Origin of the sequence: Dietzia maris (assembly GCF_036287335.1) — a bacterium.
GTDB classification, from domain to species: Bacteria; Actinomycetota; Actinomycetes; order Mycobacteriales; family Mycobacteriaceae; genus Dietzia; species Dietzia cinnamea.
In genome coordinates this window covers 1,482,207-1,502,226 of record NZ_CP143053.1, presented here as the reverse complement: position 1 = coordinate 1,502,226, position 20,020 = coordinate 1,482,207, and the positions used below count along the sequence as shown (strand labels likewise).

Sequence of the window (20,020 nt, the reverse complement as noted above, 5' to 3'; positions counted from 1 at the left end):
AGAGCCCGTTATCGTCATCCTGTCCGGCAAAGAACGCGACGTGCTGACCCGCCGCGCGCACGCTGCTCGTTGTGCGCACCGCGATGTACTGCGAGCCCGGATCGTCCTGGCGGCCGCTGCCGGTGATGCCAACGCTGCGATCGCCCGCGAGGTCGGGGTGTGCGAAGACACGGTGCGCCAGTGGCGGCATCGGTTCTGCACCGAGCGCCTGGAGGGTCTCAAAGATCGGCCCCGCTCGGGACGACCGCGAGTGTTCACCCCCGTCGAGGTCGCCCAGGTCAAAGCGTTGGCGTGTACGCGCCCGGCTGACCACGGTCTGCCACTGACCAGATGGTCGGCCGCCGAGTTGAGAGCCCACGCCGTGGCCACAGGGCTGGTGCGCCCCGTGGCGTCGGCGACGATCGGGCGCTGGCTGGCCGCAGATGCGATCAAGCCGTGGCAGCACCGGTCGTGGATTTTTCCCCGCGACCCCGACTTCGCCGTCAAGGCCGCCCGGGTGCTGGACCTGTACCACCGGCGCTGGAACGGCGTTGCTCTCGGCGACGATGAGTACGTCATCAGTGCGGACGAAAAATCACAGCTCCAAGCCCTCAAACGCCGTCACGCCGAGACTCCCGCCAGGCCCGGTCAGCCGCGGCGCGTGGAGTTCGAGTACCGCCGCGGTGGGACGTTGGCCTACTTCGCCGCCTACGACGTCCACCAGGCCCGCGTGATGGGGATGACCGCACCCAAGACAGGGATCGCCCCGTTCACCGAACTGGTCGAGCAGGTGATGACCCAAGAGCCATACGCATCCGCGAAGCGAGTGTTCTGGGTCGTCGACAACGGCTCATCCCACGCAGGTCAGGCCTCGAAAGACCGGATGCGTCATGCGTTTCCCAACGCGGTCCTGGTGCACCTTCCGGTGCACGCCTCGTGGCTCAACCAGGTCGAAATCTACTTCTCGATCCTGCAGCGCAAAGCCATCGCCACCGGCGACTTCGCAGACCTCGACGATCTCGCCGCACGCCTCCTCGCGTTCCAGGATCGCTACAACCGAAGCGCCGAACCGTTCGGCTGGAAGTACACCCGCGACGACCTCAACCGCCACCTCGACCGCCTCAACAACGACGGCACCCTCCGCGCAGCATGACCCCCGACGAACTAACGGAGATGCCCACTAGCGGCCGGACCCGGCGACCGCCGGGCCCGGCCGCGTGGCGCGAGCGCCTAGGTGGTGTGGACGATGAGCACGTCGCAGGTGGCCCGGCGGGCCGCGTCGGCGGGCACGGATCCGAGCAGACGCCCGGTCAGCGAGTTCAGCCCTTTGTTACCCACCACGAGCAGATCTGCGTCCACCTCGTTGGCCAGCTTGATCAACGACTCCACCGGCGCCCCACGGACCGTGCGCGTCTCGAGCTGCGTGGCCCCGGCGGCGAGAGCGCGCTCGCGGGCGCCCCGGACGATGTCCTCGGCGGGATTGTCGCCACGGATCTGGTAGGCGTCGTCACCCAGCTGATCTGCGGCCTGGCTGACCGACCGGGGGTCGGCGGGCACGTACGCGCAGGCGATCACGAGCGTCGCCCCGGCGTCGGCGGCCAGTCGGGCGGCGCGATCGACGGCGCGGTAGGACGACTCGGAGCCGTCAGTTCCCACCACCACCTTGGTGTAGGCGCTCATTTGCTTCCTCTCCTCGGGAACACGTTGCACACAGCGTAGTCCCAGGCGGGCGCGACCGCGTACGGTAAGCGCGCTCTGCACTCGCGGCCGGGCGCGCGTGGCCGCACCGTCCGCGTCAGTCGATTCCGGCCTCGCGCATCCCCTTGAGCTCTTTACGCAGCTCGGCGATCTCGTCGCGGAGCCGGCCCGCCAGCTCGAACCTCAGGTCCGTGGCGGCGGACATCATCTGCTCGGTCATCTCCTCGATGAGCTTCTCGAGCTCCTTGCGCGGCCGGGCGGCGTCCCCCACCGCACGCGCGCCGAGCAGCTCCGGACGGTCCGCGCCGTCGGCGGCGTCACCGCGCTCCTCCCCGACCCGGTCGAGGATGTCGGCGATCTTCTTGCGCAGGGGCTGCGGGTCGATGCCGTGTTCGGTGTTGTAGGCGATCTGCTTGTCGCGGCGCCGCTCGGTCTCCTCCATCGCGTACCGCATCGAGTCGGTGATGGTATCGGCGTACATGTGGACCTCGCCGGAGACGTTTCGCGCGGCGCGTCCGATCGTCTGGATGAGCGAGGTGCTCGACCGGAGGAACCCCTCCTTGTCCGCGTCGAGGATCGCCACGAGGGAAACCTCGGGCAGGTCGAGGCCCTCGCGCAGGAGGTTGATGCCCACCAGCACGTCGTACTCGCCGCGACGCAGATCCCGCAGAAGTTCGACGCGCTGCAGCGTGTCGATCTCCGAGTGCAGGTACCGTACCCGCACGCCGAGCTCGAGCAGGTAGTCCGTGAGGTCCTCGGACATCCTCTTGGTCAGCGTGGTCACCAGCACACGCTCGTCGCGCTCGGCCCGCGCGCGGATCTCCCCGATGAGGTCGTCGATCTGCCCCTTGGTGGGCTTGACCACGATCTTGGGGTCGACGAGGCCGGTCGGCCGGATCACCTGCTCGACGAACTCACCGCCCGTGCGGCCCATCTCGTACGGGCCCGGCGTCGCGGAGAGGTACACGGTCTGCCCCACCCGGTCGGAGAACTCCTCCCACGTCAGCGGCCGGTTGTCCAGGGCGGACGGCAGACGGAAGCCGAAGTCGACGAGATTGCGCTTCCGGGAGGCGTCGCCCTCGTACATCGCGCCGATCTGTGGAACGGTCACATGGGACTCGTCGATGACCGTGAGGAAGTCCTCGGGGAAGTAGTCGATGAGGGTCGCCGGCGCACTACCCGCGGGCCGGCCGTCGATGTGGCGGGAGTAGTTCTCGATGCCCGAGCAGAACCCCACCTGCTGCATCATCTCGATGTCGTAGGACGTCCGCATGCGCAGCCGCTGGGCCTCGAGCAGCTTTCCCTGGTTCTCCAGCTCGGCGAGCCGGACCTCCAGCTCCTCCTCGATCGACGCGATCGCCTTGGCCATCCGCTCCGGCCCCGCGACGTAGTGGGTGGCCGGGAAGATGCGCACCTCGTCGACCCGGCGGACCACGTCGCCGGTCAGCGGATGGATGTAGTACAGCGCGTCAACCTCGTCACCGAAGAACTCGATGCGGACCGCGAGCTCCTCGTAGGTGGGGATGATGTCGACCGTGTCGCCCTTGGCGCGGAAGGTGCCCCGGGTCATCGACACGTCGTTGCGCTCGTACTGGACGTCCACCAGCAGGCGGAGCAGCTGGTCGCGGTCGACCTCCTGCCCGACCGCCAGGGACACGGACCGGTCGAGGTACGACTGGGGAGTGCCGAGGCCGTAGATGCACGAGACGGAACTGACCACCACCACGTCCCGCCGGGACAGCAGCGAGGACGTCGCGGAGTGGCGTAGCCGCTCGACGTCGTCGTTGATCGACGAGTCCTTCTCGATGAAGGTGTCCGTCTGCGCGATGTACGCCTCCGGTTGGTAGTAGTCGTAGTACGACACGAAGTACTCGACCGCGTTGTTGGGCAGCATCTCGCGCAGTTCGTTCGCCAGCTGTGCCGCGAGCGTCTTGTTGGGCGCCATCACCAGCGTGGGGCGCTGCACTTTCTCGATGAGCCACGCCGTGGTCGCGGACTTGCCGGTGCCGGTCGCGCCGAGCAGCACGACGTCGCGCTCCCCCCGGGCGAGCCGCTCGCTCAGCTCGGCGATCGCCGTCGGCTGGTCGCCGGACGGCGTGAACTCGCTGACCACCTCGAAGCGGTTGGTGCTGCGTTCGACGTCGCCGATCGGTCGGAATTCCGAGTACGAGAGGACGGTCGGGTCGGCGGGGATCCCGTCGTCGGGGATCTCGGTCGCGAATGCCATGCCACCAGCGTACGAGCACTCGCCCACCCCCGCCCACCGGCGATCTCCTGACCGATGTCACAGGCGACAACTACCGTACTCTTGACTCTTCCTCACCTATCGTCGTGTCGTCTGGAGAACACCGTGGCCTGGAGCCCCCCTCGTCGTCGTACCCCTGCTCGCCCTCCCCGCCACCGGGGCGCGCGGTCCCTGGCCGCGGTGACCACGGCCTCCCTCGCGGCCGGGGCGCTCTCCCTCCTCGCACCCGTCGCCTCGGCCGCCCCGTGCGACCCGTGGCCCCCCACCGGCGGGAGCGGTTCCCTCGGCGGCTCCTCCGTCGGCTCGATCGGCGCATTCGGGCGCCCGGCGACCCCCTGGCACGACGGCGGGTCCGGCTACATCCCGGTGCTCAAGGGCCGAACCACCACCGTCGAGCTCCTCACCGGGCCCACCAGCCCCAACGACACGGTCGACCGGTTCGGCATCTGGGGCACCGACCTCGGGATCATGTGGGAGAACGGCGGCGCCGGCGGCGAGGACCAGGTGCACATGGCCCTCGGCGACACCATGGGCGACTGCTCCGTGCCGGGTGACCAGTGGCGCAGCAACATCCTCTTCCGCTCGCGCGACCGCACGCTGCACGACGGCATGCGCATCAAGAACGCGCCCATGGAGCGGCCAGGGATGGCCAAGTCCATCCTCCCCCGGTCGAACATGCCCGGCGAGACCACCGTGATCCCGACCGCCGGCGTCGAGGTGGGCGGCGTCCAGTACCTGCGGTACATGTCCGTGGAGCACTGGGGCGCGCCCGGCGAGTGGACCACCAACTACTCCGCGCTCGCCCGCTCGGCCGACAACGGCGAGAACTGGCAGCCAGTCTCCGGCACCGCCCGCCGCGGCACCGCGCCGATGCCCCTGCCCGCCGAGCTCGGCGAGGAGTTCACCCGCCACACCGACGGCCAGATGAGCGCCTTCCTCAAGCACGAGGGATTCCTCTACGAGTACCTCACGCCGTCGGGCCGCAGCGGTTCCGCGCGCCTCGCCCGGGTGCCCGAGGCCGATATCGAGGACATGGACGCCTACGAGTACTGGACCGGCGCCGGCTGGTCCCGGGAGCACCGGGACGCCCGCCCGGTCCTGGGAGCGCCGACCATCAACACCACCGTGAGCGAGCTGTCCGTCACCTACAGCGAACACCTCGACCGCTTCATCGCGCTGTACAACAACCGCCAGAACAACATCGTCATGGCGCAGGCCGAGAACCCGTGGGGCCCGTGGTCGGGCGAGGACATCCTCGTCTCGTACAGCCAGGTCCCCACCCTCTACGGTGCCTTCGTGCACCCGTGGAGCCCCGCCGTCGAGACCGACGGCGAGGACCTCTACTACACGATGTCCACCTGGGACGCCTACAACGTCTTCCTCATGCACACGGACCTCACCGACATCGCGCCGCGGACCTTCCCGAACCCCAACGCCAGGATGCGCACGACCGACGACAGCTGGACCCGCAACACCCCGGACCCCGCCGAGACCGGTGAGACCGTGCTCGTCGAGCGCCGCGACCTCCCGGGAGCCTGACGTGGCACGCTCCCTCCCCCGCCTGGCCGGGGCCCTCACCGCCGCGTCCGTCACGCTCGCCGCCTCGGTCACCGCCATCGGCACCCTCGGTGTCGGAACCGCCTCCGCGGGCCCGTGCAGCGAGATGTTCGGCAACTTCGGCTCCCTGCTCGAACACCGCACCGGCGCCGGGATGGCCACCGGGTCCCTCGGTTCCCTCGGATCGTCCGGCGATTCCGGATCGATCGGCTCCACCTCGCGCGCGCTCGGCTCGGCCGACCGCTCGGGCTCGCTCGTCCGCGAGCTGGAGACCGGGTCGCTCGGCAACGGACTGTCCGGCTCCCTCGATCCGCTGGTCGGCTCGGTCTACGGGATGCCGCCGTGGATCACCGGCGAGGAGGGCACGGTGCCCGTCCTGCGCGGCCCCACCCGGTTCGAGCAACTCGTCACCGGGCCCACCAGCCCCTCCGAGTCCATCAGCCGCTTCGGCGTGGGCGGTACCGACCTCGGCATCATGTGGGACAACGGCGATCCCGACGAGCCCCGCGTGCTCATGGCGTTCGGCGACACGATGGGCGACTGCACCGTCCCCGGGACCCAATGGCGGTCGAACGTCCTGTTCCGATCGGCGGACACCGACCTCACCGACGGCCTCACCATCGACTCCGCCGCCATGGGCACCGACGGACTCGCCAAGTCCATCGTGCCCCGCTCGGGGCTGCCCGGTGAGGTGACCATTATCCCCACCGCGGGCATCGCCGTGAACGGCGTCCAGTACCTGCGGTTCATGTCCGTGGCGCACTGGGGCCAACCGGGGTCGTGGACCACCAACTACTCCGGACTGGCCTACTCCGTCGACGACGGCGAGAACTGGACCGTCGTGCCCTCGATGGCCCGGCCGATCACCGACACCGTCCCCACGGGCGCCGGGTCGCCCGGTGTCGACGCCGCGTGGCGCGGAGCGCAGATGAGTTCCTTCCTCACCACCGACGATCACCTCTACGAGTACCTCACGCCCTCCGGACGCCAGGGCGGCGCGATCGTCGCCCGGGTCCCCCTCGACGGCTCCCCGGCCGCCGACGACCTCGACGCCCCCGGCGCCCCGCCGACCGCGGGCGTGCTCGACCCCGGCGCCTACGAATACTGGGACGGCACGAAGTGGGTGTCGGACATCCGCGCGGCCGGTCGCGTCCTGCCCGCCCCGGCCAGCGAGATCTCCACCATGTGGAACGAGCATCTCGGCAAGTACACGGCGATGTACTCCCAGGGCTTCGACTCGGTGGTCCTGCGCACCGCGGACCGCCCCGAGGGGCCGTGGAGCGCCCCGACCACGCTGGTGGACTACTCCATGCTCCCCGGCGTGTACGGGGCGTTCATGCACCCCTGGGCGCAGGGCGAGGACCTGTACTACCTCGTCACCACCTGGAACGCGTACAACGTCTTCCTCGTACGCACCCGGTTACCGGAGGTGTTCCCGGACCGCTCCCGCTCAGCGCGCGGCGTGGCCCCCGGGCCGCTGGAAACCGAGGTGATCCGCCAGGTGCCGGTCTCCGAGCTCGTGGACGGGGTCGTCCCCGGCGAATGACCGCTCCGCCTCGCGGCCTCGTGCCGGCGGCCTAGCGACCGCGGCGCGAGGCCTCGCACAGCGTGCGCTCGAAGCGACGCGTCTCCTCACGGTTCGCCCGGCGCAGGATCTCCGAGTACTCGGCGCGGGCACCGGGATCGGCACCGATCACTTCTGCCATCAACAGCGCGAACTCGTGCTCCGGGTCGTCCTCGGCGACCACGGACACCTCCAGTGGGCGCGCGGGGTCGCACCAGTGCAACAGCGGTCGATCGCTCTCGCTCGATCGGTCCCGGACGTACCCGGCCCCGGTGAGCTTGGCGAGCGCGGACTCGACCGCCGGCGCATCGCGCACCGTGACCTGCAGATCGATGACATCCGGCGCGTCGAGTCCGTCGACCGCCGTCGGCCCGACGTGGTCGATCCGCGTGGCGATCTCGCCCACCACGTGGCGGAGCCTCGCGCACGCGCGCTCCGCCTCGCCGGCCCACTCGGGGCGGAACGGGACGACGGTACGGTCCCCGATCACCGGCGTGCCGGTCCGCAGATTGTGCTCGAACGGGTTCAGCCTGACCTCGATGAGGGCGTTGGTCAGATCGATGGTGGTCTGCCGGTCGCCGGAGTTGTCGATCAGGACGTCGGCCACGGCCCGCCTGGCCTCGTCGGTCGCCTGCCTGGCCATCCGGGCTCGGGCGTCCTCCTCCGGCATCCCGCGCTGCTCCACGAGCCGCCGGAGCCGGATCTCGGCCGGGGTGTCGACCACGATCACGAGGTGGTATCCGGGGGCCATCCCGCCCTCGACGAGCAGCGGCATGTCGTGCACCACGATCGCGTCCGCGGGGGCCGAGTTGTAGAGCTCGGCGGTCCGCTCCGCGATGAGCGGGTGGGTGATAGCGTTGAGTGCGGCCGTGCGCTCGTCGTCGACGAACGCCTTGGCGGCGAGGGCGGCGCGGTCGAGCGCACCGTTGGGTCCGAGGATGTCCTCGCCGAACTCGGCGACGAGCATCGCCAGCCCGGGACTGCCGGGTTCGACGACCTCGCGCGCGATGCGGTCGGCGTCCACGACCACCGCTCCCGCGTCCGCGAGTACCGCCGTCACCGTTGACTTGCCGGCGCCGATCCCACCGGTCAGACCCACCATCAGCATGGTCTGGAGTCTAGGTGACCGTCCGGCCGCCCGTCCGGGCGGGCGGCTCCGGGCGGGCGACTCCGGGGCGCGCTGCTCCGGGCGCGCGAAATATACCGCCGCCCCGGAGGGTACCCACCGTGGTGGGCGACCCTCCGGGGCCGCGGCCGATGCTCTCGGGCGCTCGGGGCGCCGTCAGGCTGCGGCGATCACTCGCCGCCGGCGAGCTTGGCGCGCAGGGCGGCCAGCTGCTCGTCCGAGGCCAGCGAACCGCCGGTGGTCTCGGAGGTGCCGGCGTCGGCAGCCGGACGCGAGGACGGGGCGGACTCCGACGAGTAGTTGGTCGGCGCGGCCTCGGCGGCCTCCGCAGCGGCCACGCGACCCTTCTCGATCTGGGCCGTGTGCATCTTGTGGCGACGCTCGGCCTCCGCGTAGCGGTTCTCCCACTCCTCGCGCTGCTTCTCGAAGCCCTCGAGCCACTCGTTGGTCTCGGGATCGAAGCCCTCGGGGAAGATGTAGTTGCCGGCCTCGTCGTAGCTGTCGGCCATGCCGTACTTCGACGGGTCGAACTCCTCCGTGTAGTCCTCGTCGGCCTGCTTGAGCGACAGGGAGATACGACGACGGTCGAGGTCGATGTCGATGACCTTGACCATGGCGTCGGCGCCCACGGAGACGACCTGGTCGGGGACCTCGACGTGGCGCTCGGCCAGCTCGGAGATGTGGACCAGGCCCTCGATGCCCTCCTCGACGCGCACGAACGCACCGAACGGGACGAGCTTGGTGACCTTGCCCGGGACGATCTGGCCGATCGCGTGGGTCCGGGCGAAGTGCCGCCACGGATCCTCCTGGGTGGCCTTCAGCGACAGGGAGACGCGCTCGCGGTCCAGGTCGACGTCGAGCACCTCGACGGTGACCTCCTGGCCCACCTCGACGACCTCGGACGGGTGATCGATGTGCTTCCAGGACAGCTCGGAGACGTGGACCAGACCGTCGACGCCGCCGAGGTCGACGAACGCACCGAAGTTGACGATCGAGGACACGACGCCCTTGCGGACCTGGCCCTTCTGCAGCTGGTGCAGGAACTCGGAACGCACGGCGGACTGGGTCTGCTCCAGCCACGCACGACGCGAGAGCACGACGTTGTTGCGGTTCTTGTCCAGCTCGATGATCTTGGCCTCGAGCTCCTGGCCCACGTAGGGCAGCAGGTCGCGGACGCGACGCATCTCCACCAGCGAGGCGGGGAGGAAGCCACGAAGGCCGATATCGAGGATCAGGCCGCCCTTGACGACCTCGATGACGGTGCCCTTGACGGCCTCGTCCTTCTCCTTGAGCTCCTCGATGGTGCCCCAGGCACGCTCGTACTGGGCGCGCTTCTTGGACAGGATCAGACGGCCGTCCTTGTCCTCCTTGGTGAGGACCAGGGCCTCGACCTCGTCGCCCACCTCGACGACCTCACCCGGGTCGACATCGTGCTTGATCGAGAGTTCGCGCGAGGGGATGACGCCCTCGGTCTTGTAGCCGATGTCGAGCAGGACCTCGTCGCGATCGACCTTGACGATCGTGCCCTCGACGATGTCACCATCGTTGAAGTACTTGATCGTGGCGTCGATGGCGGCGAGGAAGTCCTCAGCGGAGCCGATGTCGTTGACGGCTACCTGCGGGGACGTGGTGTTGGTGGTCATAGGGTGGGGTGCTCCGAGGTGGATAGGAATCGTAGGTGGACGGACTGAACGCGAACGCGTACGCACGCGACCGTCAACTGTACGCTTCTGCCGTGACGTCCACAAACCCCCCCGGACATGGAGAGTCGGTCCGAGCCTCGCGCTCGTGGTGGGACTCGGAGGCCTCGGACTACCACGAGGAACACGGCGACTTCCTCGGCGCGCACTCCCCCGACGGCGAGTTCATCTGGTGCCCCGAGGGCCTGCACGAGGGCGACTGGCACCTGCTCGGCGACGTGGCGGGCCGCGACGTGCTGGAGATCGGCAGCGGTTCCGCGCCGTGCGCGCGGTGGATCGCCGGGCAGGGTGCCCGCGCCGTGGCCGTGGACCTGTCGGCGGGCATGCTCCGGGTGGGCGCCGAGGCGGCGAGCCGCTCGTCCGGACCGGCGGCCTCCGTGCCGCTGATCCAGGCCGACGCCGGGCGGCTCCCCTTCGCCGACGCGAGCTTCGACGTGGCGTTCTCCGCGTTCGGCGCGATCCCCTTCGTGGCGGACTCGGCGGGCGTGATGGCGGAGGCGGCGCGGGTGCTGCGCCCGGGTGGCCGGTTCGTGTTCTCGGTCAACCACCCGATGCGGTGGATCTTCCGCGACGACCCGGGCCCCGACGGGCTGCAGGCGGTGTTCCCGTACTTCGACCGCTCGCCGTACACCGAGTACGACGACGACGGCGAGCTGTCCTACGTCGAACACCACAGGACGGTGGGTGACAGGATCCGCGAACTGGTCGCCGCCGGGTTCGTGGTTCAGGACCTCATCGAGCCGGAGTGGCCGGAGTGGCTCGACCGGGAATGGGGGCAGTGGAGCCCGCTGCGGGGCGGGATCTTCCCCGGCACCGCGATCTTCGTGGCCTCCCTGCCGTGACACCCGCCGGCCGGGGTCATCCCGGCCGGCGCTCGGCGCGTGCGCTCAGAGGATCTTCGACAGGAAGTCCTTGGTGCGCTGGTGAGTCGGCCTGGCGAGCACGTCGGCGGGCTTGCCGGCTTCCACGACGACGCCGTTGTCCATGAACGCCACGGTGTCGGCGACCTCACGCGCGAAACCCATCTCGTGGGTCACCACGACCATGGTCATCCCCGCATCGGCGAGCTCCCGCATCACGCCGAGCACCTCACCCACGAGCTCCGGGTCGAGCGCCGAGGTGGGCTCGTCGAAGAGCATGAGCTTGGGGTCCATCGCGAGCGCACGGGCGATCGCGACGCGCTGCTGCTGCCCACCGGACAGCTGCGCCGGGTAGGCGTCGGCCTTGGCGCCGAGCCCGACCATGTCGAGCAGTTCGCGGGCACGCTCGGTGGCCTCCGCCCGCGACTGTCCCTTCACCAGCATCGGTGCCTCGATGACGTTCTCGAGCGCGGTGCGGTGCAGGAACAGGTTGAAGTGCTGGAAGACCATCCCGATGTGGCGGCGCTGGCGGGCCGCCTCCGCGGGCGAAATCTCGTAGAGCTTGTCGCCCTTCTCGCGGTAGCCCACCAGGTCGCCGTCCACGTAGAGCCGACCGGCGTCGACCTTCTCGAGGTGGTTGATGCAGCGCAGAAAGGTGGACTTCCCCGAACCGGAGGGTCCCACCAGGCAGAGGACCTCACCCGCCGCCACCTCCAGGGAGATCCCCTTGAGCACCTTCAGGGAACCGAAGTTCTTGACCACCTGGTCGGCCTTGACCATCGGCGTCATCGCCTACCTCCGGACGGGTCGGCGGCCTCGGCCGCGGCGAGGGAGGACGGCGTGAGACCGTCCGCGTCGGCGAGCGCGCGCAGTTGCTTGCCGGTGAGCTGGCGGGTCGCCCCGCGCGAGAACCTCTTCTCGAGGAAGTGCTGCCCCACCATGAGAACGCTGGTGATGACGAGGTACCACGTGGCCGCGACCAGGAGGAGCGGGATCGGCTGGAAGTTGACGCCCGAGATGTCGCGCGCCTGACCGTACAACTCCCCGGAGAACGGGATCGCCACGACGAGCGAGGTGGTCTTGAGCATCGAGATGAACTCGTTGCCCGTCGGCGGGATGATCACGCGCATCGCCTGCGGCAGGATCGTGCGCCGCATGGTCTGCCCCCACGTCATGCCGAGGGCGGTGGACGCCTCCGCCTGACCTTCCGGCACCGACGAGATGCCGGCCCGCACGATCTCGGCCATGTAGGCGGCCTCGTTCATCGCCAGGCCCACCACGGCCAACCAGAAGGCCGAGTAGAGCACCATGGTGTCGTCGAACCGGATGAAGTCGATGTCGGTGAAGGGGATGCCGAACTGCACCTGTCGGTAGATGGTGAAGATCAGTCCCCAGAACAGCAGCTGGACGTAGACAGGGGTTCCGCGGAAGATCCACAGGTAGACCCACGCCACGGCCTTGAGCACCGGGTTGGCGCTCATCCTCATGACCGAGAGGATGACGCCGAGAACCACGGCCAGGGTCATCGACAGCACGGTCAGCGCGATGGTGTAGAACACGGCCATCCCGAACCTGGTGTCGAACAGGTAGCGGGCGTACGTGTCCCAGCCGTAGGCCGGGTTGGTCGCCGCGCCCCAGACGAACAGGAAGACCAGGACGAGGACGATCGTCGCCGACACCCAGCGCCACGGGTGCCGTAGCGGTACGGCCTTGATGGGTTCCGGGGCGTCCGCCGCGGGGGCCCCGGCCCCCCTCTCCGCGGTGCTCACCTGGCGTTCCCTCAGCCCTTCCGGATCTCGGCGTCGTCGATCATGCCGTCCTCGACGCCCCAGTTCTGGGCGATCTTCTCGAAGTCGCCGGTCTCGATCAGCTTGTCGGCGGCGGCCTCGAGGGCCGCGGTCAGCTCGGAGCCCTTGCGCACCGGCCAGCCGTACGGGGCCGCGTCGAAGACGTCGCCGGCGAGCTGCATCTTGCCCTCGGACTGCTTGACGGCGTACGCGGTGATCGGCGAATCGGCGGACATCGCGTCGACCTTGCCCAGCGCAACGGCCGTGGAGGCCTCGTCCTGGGAATCGAACTGGACCTTCTCTATCGCGGGCTTGCCGGCGTCGGTGCAGGCCTTGCTCCGGGCGGGCACGTCCTCCTGGTCGGAGACGGTGGTCTGCTGGACGGCCACGCTCAGTCCGCAGGCGTCGTCGGGGTCCACGTCGTTGCCGGCGGCCGACGCCCACTGGATCCCGGCCTCGAAGTAGGTCACGAAGTCGACGGTCTTGAGGCGCTCGTCGTTGACGGTGAAGGACGAGGCGCCCATGTCCATGGTGCCGCCCTCGATCGCCGGGATGATCCGGTCGAAGTCCGACTCGCGGAATTCGGCGCGGAGTCCCATGAGCTGGGCGACGGCGGTCATCACGTCGATGTCGAAGCCGACGATCTCGCCGTTCTCGTCCTTGAACTCGTTGGGGGCGTACGGCGGGTTGGTGCCGATCACGATGACGCCCTTGTCGCGGATCTCGGCGGGCACGAGCGCGGCGATCGACTCGTCGGCCTCCAGCGACACCTCCTCGCGGGGCTCCCCGGAATCCTGCGGGCCCTCGGTGTTGGTGGTGCAGCCGGTCAGGGCGAGGGCTGCGGTGGCGGTCATGGCCAGGGCGGCACGCAGGCCGCGCCGTGAGGTGAGGGTCATGTGGGTGCCCTTTCAGGCGTCGGGAAGCCGAATCTGCAATGAACCTAGGGCATACGGGGACCGGCTCAAAACCAATCGACCTGTTCGGGCCCGGTGATCTCTGTCGCGTCGTGGTTCCGTCGCGCCGGTCGCCCCCACCCGCACCGGCCCGGTCAGTGGGCGGCGGAGTCCCAGTTCGGACCGGTGCCGGTCGACACGTCCAGCGGCACGTCCAACTCGATCGCGGAGTACATGCGGTCCACCACCAGGCCACGGACCTCGTCCAGTTCGCCGGGCGCCACCTCGAGCACCAGCTCGTCATGGACCTGGAGGAGCAGGCGACTCTCCAGTCCCCGTGCGGTGAGGTCGGCGTCGACCTTGAGCATCGCGGCCTTGATGATGTCCGCGGCGGTCCCCTGGATCGGCGCGTTGAGGGCCGCACGTTCGGCGTTCTCGCGCTTGAGCCGGTTGTCCGAGTTGAGCTCGGGAAGATAGCGCCGACGGCCGAAGAGTGTTTCGGTGTACCCGTCCTTCCGGGCCTGCTCGACGACCGCCTGGAGGTAGTCGCGGACCCCGCCGAAGCGGGAGAAGTACGCCTCCATCTGCTCGCGCGCCTCGCCCTGGCTGATACCGAGCTGGGCGGCGAGGCCGAAGGCGCTGAGCCCGTAGGCGAGGCCGTAGCTCATGGCCTTGACGCGACGCCTCAGCTCCGGGGTGACCTGGTCGATCGGCACGCCGAACGCCCGGGACCCCACGAACGAGTGCAGGTCCTCGCCGGTGCGGAAGGCCTCGATGAGGCCGGCGTCGCCGGACAGGTGCGCCATGACGCGCATCTCGATCTGGCTGTAGTCGGCGGTGAGCAGGCAGTCGTACCCCTCACCCACGACGAACGAGCCGCGGATGCGCCGGCCGTCCTCGGTGCGGACGGGGATGTTCTGCAGGTTGGGGTCGGTGGAGGACAGGCGGCCGGTGGCGGCGACGGTCTGGTTGAAGGTGGTGTGGATGCGTCGGTCGTCGCCGATGGTCTTGATGAGCCCCTCGACGGTCGTGCGCATCTTCGTCGTCTCACGGTGCAGGAGCAGCGCCTCGAGGAAGGCCCGCCCCGGGGTGTCGCCCGTCTCCTTGGCGAGCAGCTCCTCCAGCGCCTTGGCGTCGGTGGTGTACCCGGTCTTGGTCTTCTTGGTCTTGGGCATCCCGAGCGTCTCGAACAGGACCACCTGGAGCTGCTTGGGCGAACCGAGGTTGATCTGCTCGCCCCCGATCGCGGCGTACGCGGCCTCGGCCGCCTGCCGGCCACGGTCGGCGAAGTCGTCGCGCAGTCCGTCCAGCGCGGAGGCGTCGACCGCGATGCCGATGGACTCCATCCGAGCGAGCACCGGCACGAGAGGAAGCTCCATCTCCGCCATGAGGGTGGCACCGTGCACCTGCTCCAGCTCCACGTCCAGGCGCTCGGCGAGGTCGACCACCGCGCGGGCGCGGGTCGCGGCGGCGTCGGCGGCCCTCTGGGCGGCCTCGGCGTCGTCGACCTCGTCGAGGAGCGACAGCTGCTTCTCCGCCGCCTCCGCCTCCGGGAGTTCGCGGCGCAGGTGGCGCTGGAAGAGTTCGGCGAGTCCGTAGCTGCGCTGCCCCGGGCGGACGAGGTACGCCGCCAGCGCGACGTCCATCGTGACTCCGCCGAGACGGAGGTCGCGCCCCATCAGCGCGTGGGTGGCGGCCTTGGCGTCGTGGACCGCCTTGTGGACGGCGTCGTCCCCGAGCCAGCCCTGGAGGGCCTGCTTGTCGTCGGGGCCGATCGCCGCGAGGTCGACGTGGGCGGAGGCGCCGCCCGCGGCGGCGATGGTGACGGTCTGTGCGTCACCGGCACCGGGCCGGGAGGGGCCGACGACGACGAGGCCGTGCCGCTGCCCGGCCGGCGCGTGCGCTGCGAGCCAGTCCGAGACCTCGCCGGCGTGCAGGAGCGCCGCCTGCTCGAGCTCGACCTCGGCGGCGGGCTCCGGGGCTCCCTCGGGCAGGAAAGCCGACAGGAAGCGGTCGCGGGCCTGGGGCCCGAATTCCAACCGGTCGAACAGTGCGTTGACATCGCCGCGCTCCGGGGTGGAGCGGACCAGGTCGGTGAGCTCGACGCCCAGGTCCAGGTCCCGGGTGAGCTCGGTGATCCGGCGGTTGAGCTGGACCTGCGGAAGGTGTTCGCGGAAGCTCTCCCCCACCTTGCCCTTGATCTCGTCCGCGTGCGCGATGAGCTCGGACAGGCTGCCGTACTGGGTGATCCACTTGGCGGCGGTCTTGTCGCCGACCTTCGGCACCCCCGGCAGGTTGTCGGAACTGTCGCCGCGCAGCGCGGCGACGTCCGGGTACTGGGCCGGCGTGACGCCGTACTTCGCCTCGACCGCCTCGGGTGTGAAGCGCGCGAGCTCCGAGACGCCCTTGACCGGGTAGAGCACGGTGACGGCGTCGGAGACGAGCTGCAGCGCGTCGCGGTCACCGGTACAGATGAGGATCCGGGCGTCGTCCGAGTGCGCGGCGCCTGTCGCGAGCGTGGCGATGATGTCGTCGGCCTCGTGCCCCTCGAGCGAGAGCGTCCGTACCCCGAGGGCGGCGAGCGCCTCTTGGATGAGTTCGATCTGCCCCTTGAACTCCTCCGGGGCGGCCGAACGGGTCGACTTGTACTCGGGGTACTCGGCCGTGCGGTGCAGCGTGGCCCGTGAGACGTCGAACGCCACGGCGAGGTGGGTGGGCTCCTCCTCGGTGACGAGATTGGCCACCATCGACAGGAAGCCGTAGACGGCGTTGGTGTGCTGACCGGACGCGGTGGAGAAGTTCTCCGCCGGCAGTGCGTAGAACGCGCGGAACGCCAGCGAGTGCCCGTCCAGCAACAGCAGCCTCGCCGGCCCCTCCCCTTGGGCGGCGGAAGCGGGTGCGGCGGTGGTGGCGTCTGTGGTCTGGCTCGTGGTGCTCACACGGCCACTCTAGGGCGGGCGTCGGACAGGCGCTCATCGGTCGTCGGTTAGACTCACCGACCAGCGGCTCGCCGCGCTCGCCCCCGTAGCCCAATTGGCAGAGGCAACGGATTCAAAACCCGTCCAGTGTCGGTTCGAGTCCGACCGGGGGCACCACCTCGCCGCACCGTTCCGCACCGTGGCCGGAGCGCTACGCCGTTCAGCACCCGCCCCAGGGAGCTATCCCTCGATGTCGGCCTTGAGGTTGGTCAGCAGCTGGTGCTGGATGCGCTTGAGGCCGGCCGGCGCGAAGGTCCGCTCGAAGAACCCGCCCACTCCCCCGGCTCCGTCCCAGGACGTGGTCATCTCGACGAGCGAGCCGCCCGTGGCCTCGCGGACGGTGTACGTGGTGGCCATGGACGAGTTCTCGTCCTTCTCCACGAGCGACCAGTGCGCGCCCGCGTCGTCCACCGTCACGGTCGCCTTGACGTCGCGGTTGCGCTTCTTCGTCGCCTGCAGGTTCCAGGCCGCGACGGTGCCGTGGCCCTGCCCGCCCTCGATCAGCCGGTAGGCGCTGAACTGTTCGGGCTGGATCCGCGGCCGGACCCGGGCGTAGTCGGCGATCGCCGTGGTCACGGCATCGACCGGTGCCTCGATGACGATGGTGTTGGTTGCGGTGACCCTGGCCATGTCGGTGACTCCTCCTCGTGGGTCCGACCCTCTCGCACCCGACGCGGTCGCGAGGGTGGCGCCCGGTGGACGCGTCAGACCACTCCCATCCTGCCCGACGTCGGCGGTCCGTATCGGCCCGCCGAGCGGTGGGTCTGACAGCCGGTCGGCCCGCCGGGACGGGACCGGCCCGCGGCGACACCACCCGGCGTCACACCGGGCGGGCCACCGCGGGCCGGCTGGTTCTGCGCGGGGTATCAGTGCCCGCGCCTGATCCACTCCTCGAGGTGCGGGGACTCGTCCCCGACCTTCGTGCCGTCACCGTGACCGGTGTGCACGAGGGTCTCCGCTGGGAGCGTGAGGATCCGCTCGCGGATGGAGGCGATGATCGTCGGGAAGTCCGAGTACGAGCGCCCGGTGGCGCCCGGCCCGCCCGAGAACAGCGTGTCGCCCGAGAACAGGACACCCGCCTCGGGAACGTGGAACACGCACGAGCCCGGCGAGTGCCCGGGGGTGTTCATCACGTCGACGCGGGTGCCCGCGATCTCGAACTGCTGACCGTCCTGCAGCTCACGGTGGGACACGTCGGGATGCGTCTCTTCCCACAACATCTTGTCGCCCGGGTGCACGAGGATCGGCGCATCGAACTTCTCGGACAGCTCGGGGGCGACGGTGATGTGGTCGTTGTGGGCGTGCGAGCACAGGATGCCCTTGACCTTCCGCCCTCCGACGGCGTCGATGATCGGCTGGGCCGTGTGGGCCGCGTCGATCACGAACACCTCGGAGTCGTCCCCGAGGATCCAGATGTTGTTGTCCACCTCCCATTCGCCGCCGTCGAGCGCGAAGATCCCGCTCGTGATGACCTTCTCGATACGCAGTCCACCGGCGTAGCCGGCGCTGGTGTAGGTCTCACTCACAACGTCACCACCGATCGCAGTACGGAACCGGACTTCATGGCGTCGAACGCCGCCTCGACGGCGTCGATGCCGATCCGCTCGGAGACGAACTTCTCCAGCGGGAGTCGACCCTGCAGGTGCAGGTCGACGAGCATCGGGAAATCCCTCTCGGGCAGGCAGTCGCCGTACCAGGAGGATTTGAGGGACCCGCCGCGGCCGAAGAAGTCCAGCAGCGGGAGCTCGAGGCGCATCTCCGGCGTGGGGACGCCCACGAGGACGACCGTGCCGGCGAGGTCGCGGGCGTAGAACGCCTGCTCGTACGTCTCGGGCCGGCCGACCGCGTCGATCACGACATCTGCGCCGAAACCGCCGGTGGACTCCCGGATCGCGGCGACGGGGTCCGTGGAGGTCGAGTTGACCGTGTGGGTCGCCCCGAAGTCCTTGGCCCACTCGAGCTTGGTGTCGTCGATGTCCACCGCGATGATCTCGGAGGCGCCCGCGAGTCGCGCGCCGGCGATCGCGGCGACGCCCACACCGCCGCACCCGATCACGGCCACGGACTGGCCGCGGGTCACCTTGCCGGTGTTGATCGCGGCACCGATGCCGGCCATCACGCCACAGCCGAGCAGACCGGCGACCGCCGGATCGGCGGACGGATCGACCTTCGTGCACTGGCCCTCGTGGACCAGCGTCTTGTCGATGAACGCCCCGATACCGAGAGCGGGCGTGAGCGCGGTGCCGTCGGTGAGGGTCATCGGCTTCGACGCGTTGTGGGTGTTGAAGCAGTACTCGAGCTGCCCGCGCTTGCAGGCACGGCACTCGCCACACACCGCCCGCCAGTTGAGGACGACGTAGTCACCCTCGGCCACGTGCGTGACGCGGTCCCCGACGGTCTCGACGACTCCTGCGGCCTCGTGGCCGAGGAGGAAGGGGTACTCGTCGTTGATGCCGCCGTCCCGGTACGCCAGATCGGTATGGCAGACGCCGCACGCCTGCACCCGAACGATGACATCGTTGGGCCCCGGATCGGGCACCACGACATCGACCAGTTCGACCTCGGCACCCTTGCTGCGGGCGATGACGCCCTTCACGGTCTGCGACATGGATCGCCTCTCGATTAGATGTGGATACTCCCCACCCACTCTGTCAGAAGCGCACGGAGCCCGGCCGCACAAAGCGATGCGCCCCGCCTCCTTCAGGGGAGGCGGGGCGCAGTGCGTGCGTGAGCCGGGATGGCCCGGTCAGACGGCGAGGCCCTCGCGATCAGACCGCGACGCCGTTGGCGCGCAGCCACGGCACGGGATCGATCCACTGGCCGGCCGGGTTCCGCACACCGAAGTGGAGGTGCGGCCCGGTGGAGTAGCCACGGTTGCCGACCGTCCCGATGACCTGGCCGGCGTTGACCCGCTGCCCCACGGAGACGTAGTTCTGATCGTTGTGGCCGTACTCGAGGAGGTGCCCGTCGTCGGTCTGGATGCGGATCCACAGGCCGTACCCGGACGCCGGCCCGGCCGCGACGACGGTGCCCGACTTGGCGGCGAACATCGGGGTGCCGATCGGGGCGCCGAAGTCCGTGCCGTTGTGGAACGTGCCCCAGCGCGGGCCGAAGCCGGAGGTGATCGGGCCGTAGGTCGGGGCGTGCGCACCACCGGCGGCCGGGAGGCCGAGCGAACCGAACATCGCCGGGTCGATCGCGTACTCGCGCAGCTGCTCGGGGGTGAGTCCGATGCCCTGGACGACACCCTGCGCCATCTCGGTGAGCTGGTCCACGCCGATCTCGGCGGACTGCGCGGACGCGGCGGGGGCGGCGGCGAGGGCCGCGCCGCCGGTGAGGGCCGCGCCGGCGACGGTGCCGGCGACGAGGCGGCCCACGGCGTTGGAGGAACGGGCTGCACGGTGGCGACCGGCGGTCGCGCCGGAACCCTCGACGCCGAGTCGGTCTGCGAGCTCGGCGAAGGTGATGCGAGTGGCGTCGGACATCAGGGGAAACCTCGGGGTCTAGAGGGGTGAAGCGGTGAGCCGACCGGCTTCCCCGGTGGCCTCCAAGAAGGTAACAGAATTGTCTCGGCGCTGTCACGTCAAAAGCACGAACTCAGACGAAAGCACCGGTGAGCGGGGGTGCTCACCG

General features: G+C 69.8%; 16 protein-coding genes and 1 tRNA gene. 5 read left to right on the top strand and 12 right to left on the bottom strand.

The window, feature by feature from the left end; translation table 11 throughout:
- The first annotated feature begins 40 nt into the window (after positions 1-40).
- The gene (locus VYL96_RS06850) at positions 41-1,132 is read left to right on the top strand and encodes an IS630 family transposase (RefSeq protein ID WP_329439726.1); all 1,092 of its coding nucleotides are present in this window, start codon (positions 41-43) and stop codon (positions 1,130-1,132) included.
- A gap of 77 nt (positions 1,133-1,209) precedes the next feature.
- On the opposite strand, the gene VYL96_RS06845 is transcribed toward VYL96_RS06850, so the two are convergent.
- Both VYL96_RS06845 and uvrB read right to left on the bottom strand, forming a co-directional pair.
- Positions 1,210-1,659, bottom strand: a complete 450-nt coding sequence (locus VYL96_RS06845) for a universal stress protein (RefSeq protein WP_131885199.1) — start codon at positions 1,657-1,659, stop codon at positions 1,210-1,212.
- 115 nt (positions 1,660-1,774) lie between these two features.
- Positions 1,775-3,904 (bottom strand): excinuclease ABC subunit UvrB, encoded by a 2,130-nt coding sequence (gene uvrB / locus VYL96_RS06840; RefSeq protein ID WP_131885200.1) that lies wholly within the window; start codon positions 3,902-3,904, stop codon positions 1,775-1,777.
- A 198-nt stretch (positions 3,905-4,102) separates the two neighbouring features.
- On the opposite strand from uvrB, the gene VYL96_RS06835 reads away from it, so the two are divergent.
- Positions 4,103-5,461, top strand: a complete 1,359-nt coding sequence (locus VYL96_RS06835) for a glycoside hydrolase family 183 protein (protein WP_131885201.1) — start codon at positions 4,103-4,105, stop codon at positions 5,459-5,461.
- Position 5,462: 1 nt separating this feature from the next.
- Positions 5,463-7,025, top strand: coding sequence for a glycoside hydrolase family 183 protein (locus tag VYL96_RS06830; protein ID WP_131885202.1), 1,563 nt, complete (start codon positions 5,463-5,465; stop codon positions 7,023-7,025).
- A 31-nt stretch (positions 7,026-7,056) separates the two neighbouring features.
- Here VYL96_RS06830 and coaE read toward each other — a convergent pair whose 3' ends face one another.
- Together coaE and rpsA are read right to left on the bottom strand one after the other, a co-directional pair.
- Positions 7,057-8,151, bottom strand: coding sequence for a dephospho-CoA kinase (gene coaE, locus VYL96_RS06825; RefSeq protein ID WP_131885203.1), 1,095 nt, complete (start codon positions 8,149-8,151; stop codon positions 7,057-7,059).
- 188 nt (positions 8,152-8,339) lie between these two features.
- Positions 8,340-9,812 (bottom strand): 30S ribosomal protein S1, encoded by a 1,473-nt coding sequence (rpsA, locus tag VYL96_RS06820; RefSeq protein WP_131885204.1) that lies wholly within the window; start codon positions 9,810-9,812, stop codon positions 8,340-8,342.
- Positions 9,813-9,904: 92 nt separating this feature from the next.
- Between rpsA and VYL96_RS06815 the strand changes: the two genes are divergently transcribed.
- Positions 9,905-10,711 carry a class I SAM-dependent methyltransferase gene (locus tag VYL96_RS06815; RefSeq protein ID WP_223210248.1) on the top strand — a complete coding sequence of 269 codons (807 nt, stop codon included), beginning with the start codon at positions 9,905-9,907 and terminating at the stop codon, positions 10,709-10,711.
- Positions 10,712-10,756: 45 nt separating this feature from the next.
- Here the strand turns inward: VYL96_RS06815 and VYL96_RS06810 are convergent, their stop codons facing one another.
- From VYL96_RS06810 to polA, 4 genes are all read right to left on the bottom strand, one after another.
- On the bottom strand, positions 10,757-11,518 hold the full coding sequence (locus VYL96_RS06810) for an amino acid ABC transporter ATP-binding protein (RefSeq protein WP_131885206.1): 762 nt from the start codon (positions 11,516-11,518) through the stop codon (positions 10,757-10,759).
- The gene (locus VYL96_RS06805; protein ID WP_007632846.1) at positions 11,515-12,498 is read right to left on the bottom strand and encodes an amino acid ABC transporter permease; all 984 of its coding nucleotides are present in this window, start codon (positions 12,496-12,498) and stop codon (positions 11,515-11,517) included. The genes VYL96_RS06810 and VYL96_RS06805 overlap by 4 nt, the downstream gene beginning before the upstream one ends.
- 11 nt (positions 12,499-12,509) lie before the next feature.
- The gene (locus VYL96_RS06800) at positions 12,510-13,412 is read right to left on the bottom strand and encodes an ABC transporter substrate-binding protein (RefSeq protein ID WP_007632845.1); all 903 of its coding nucleotides are present in this window, start codon (positions 13,410-13,412) and stop codon (positions 12,510-12,512) included.
- A 152-nt stretch (positions 13,413-13,564) separates the two neighbouring features.
- Positions 13,565-16,348, bottom strand: a complete 2,784-nt coding sequence (polA, locus tag VYL96_RS06795; RefSeq protein ID WP_131885207.1) for a DNA polymerase I — start codon at positions 16,346-16,348, stop codon at positions 13,565-13,567.
- A gap of 79 nt (positions 16,349-16,427) precedes the next feature.
- Between polA and VYL96_RS06790 the strand changes: the two genes are divergently transcribed.
- Positions 16,428-16,504: transfer RNA gene (locus tag VYL96_RS06790), tRNA-Leu, on the top strand.
- 63 nt (positions 16,505-16,567) lie between these two features.
- Here the strand turns inward: VYL96_RS06790 and VYL96_RS06785 are convergent.
- From VYL96_RS06785 to VYL96_RS06770, 4 genes are all read right to left on the bottom strand, one after another.
- Entirely contained in the window at positions 16,568-17,017 is a 450-nt protein-coding gene (locus VYL96_RS06785; protein ID WP_063973184.1) for an SRPBCC family protein, read from the bottom strand.
- 236 nt (positions 17,018-17,253) lie between these two features.
- Positions 17,254-17,913 (bottom strand): MBL fold metallo-hydrolase, encoded by a 660-nt coding sequence (locus tag VYL96_RS06780; RefSeq protein ID WP_131885208.1) that lies wholly within the window; start codon positions 17,911-17,913, stop codon positions 17,254-17,256.
- Positions 17,910-18,995 (bottom strand): S-(hydroxymethyl)mycothiol dehydrogenase, encoded by a 1,086-nt coding sequence (locus VYL96_RS06775; protein WP_061915614.1) that lies wholly within the window; start codon positions 18,993-18,995, stop codon positions 17,910-17,912. The genes VYL96_RS06780 and VYL96_RS06775 overlap by 4 nt, the downstream gene beginning before the upstream one ends.
- A 160-nt stretch (positions 18,996-19,155) precedes the next feature.
- Positions 19,156-19,872 (bottom strand): M23 family metallopeptidase, encoded by a 717-nt coding sequence (locus VYL96_RS06770; protein ID WP_131885209.1) that lies wholly within the window; start codon positions 19,870-19,872, stop codon positions 19,156-19,158.
- Between the last annotated feature and the right edge of the window lie 148 nt (positions 19,873-20,020).

Bases quoted from the DNA above. Each gene is read 5' to 3' on its own strand.
- VYL96_RS06845 (WP_131885199.1), bottom strand. From the start codon at position 1,659: ATGAGCGCCTACACCAAGGTGGTGGTGGGAACTGACGGCTCCGAGTCG.
- uvrB (WP_131885200.1), bottom strand. From the start codon at position 3,904: ATGGCATTCGCGACCGAGATCCCCGACGACGGGATCCCCGCCGACCCG.
- coaE (WP_131885203.1), bottom strand. From the start codon at position 8,151: ATGCTGATGGTGGGTCTGACCGGTGGGATCGGCGCCGGCAAGTCAACG.
- rpsA (WP_131885204.1), bottom strand. From the start codon at position 9,812: ATGACCACCAACACCACGTCCCCGCAGGTAGCCGTCAACGACATCGGC.
- VYL96_RS06810 (WP_131885206.1), bottom strand. From the start codon at position 11,518: ATGACGCCGATGGTCAAGGCCGACCAGGTGGTCAAGAACTTCGGTTCC.
- VYL96_RS06800 (WP_007632845.1), bottom strand. From the start codon at position 13,412: ATGACCCTCACCTCACGGCGCGGCCTGCGTGCCGCCCTGGCCATGACC.
- VYL96_RS06785 (WP_063973184.1), bottom strand. From the start codon at position 17,017: ATGGCCAGGGTCACCGCAACCAACACCATCGTCATCGAGGCACCGGTC.
- VYL96_RS06775 (WP_061915614.1), bottom strand. From the start codon at position 18,995: ATGTCGCAGACCGTGAAGGGCGTCATCGCCCGCAGCAAGGGTGCCGAG.
- VYL96_RS06770 (WP_131885209.1), bottom strand. From the start codon at position 19,872: ATGTCCGACGCCACTCGCATCACCTTCGCCGAGCTCGCAGACCGACTC.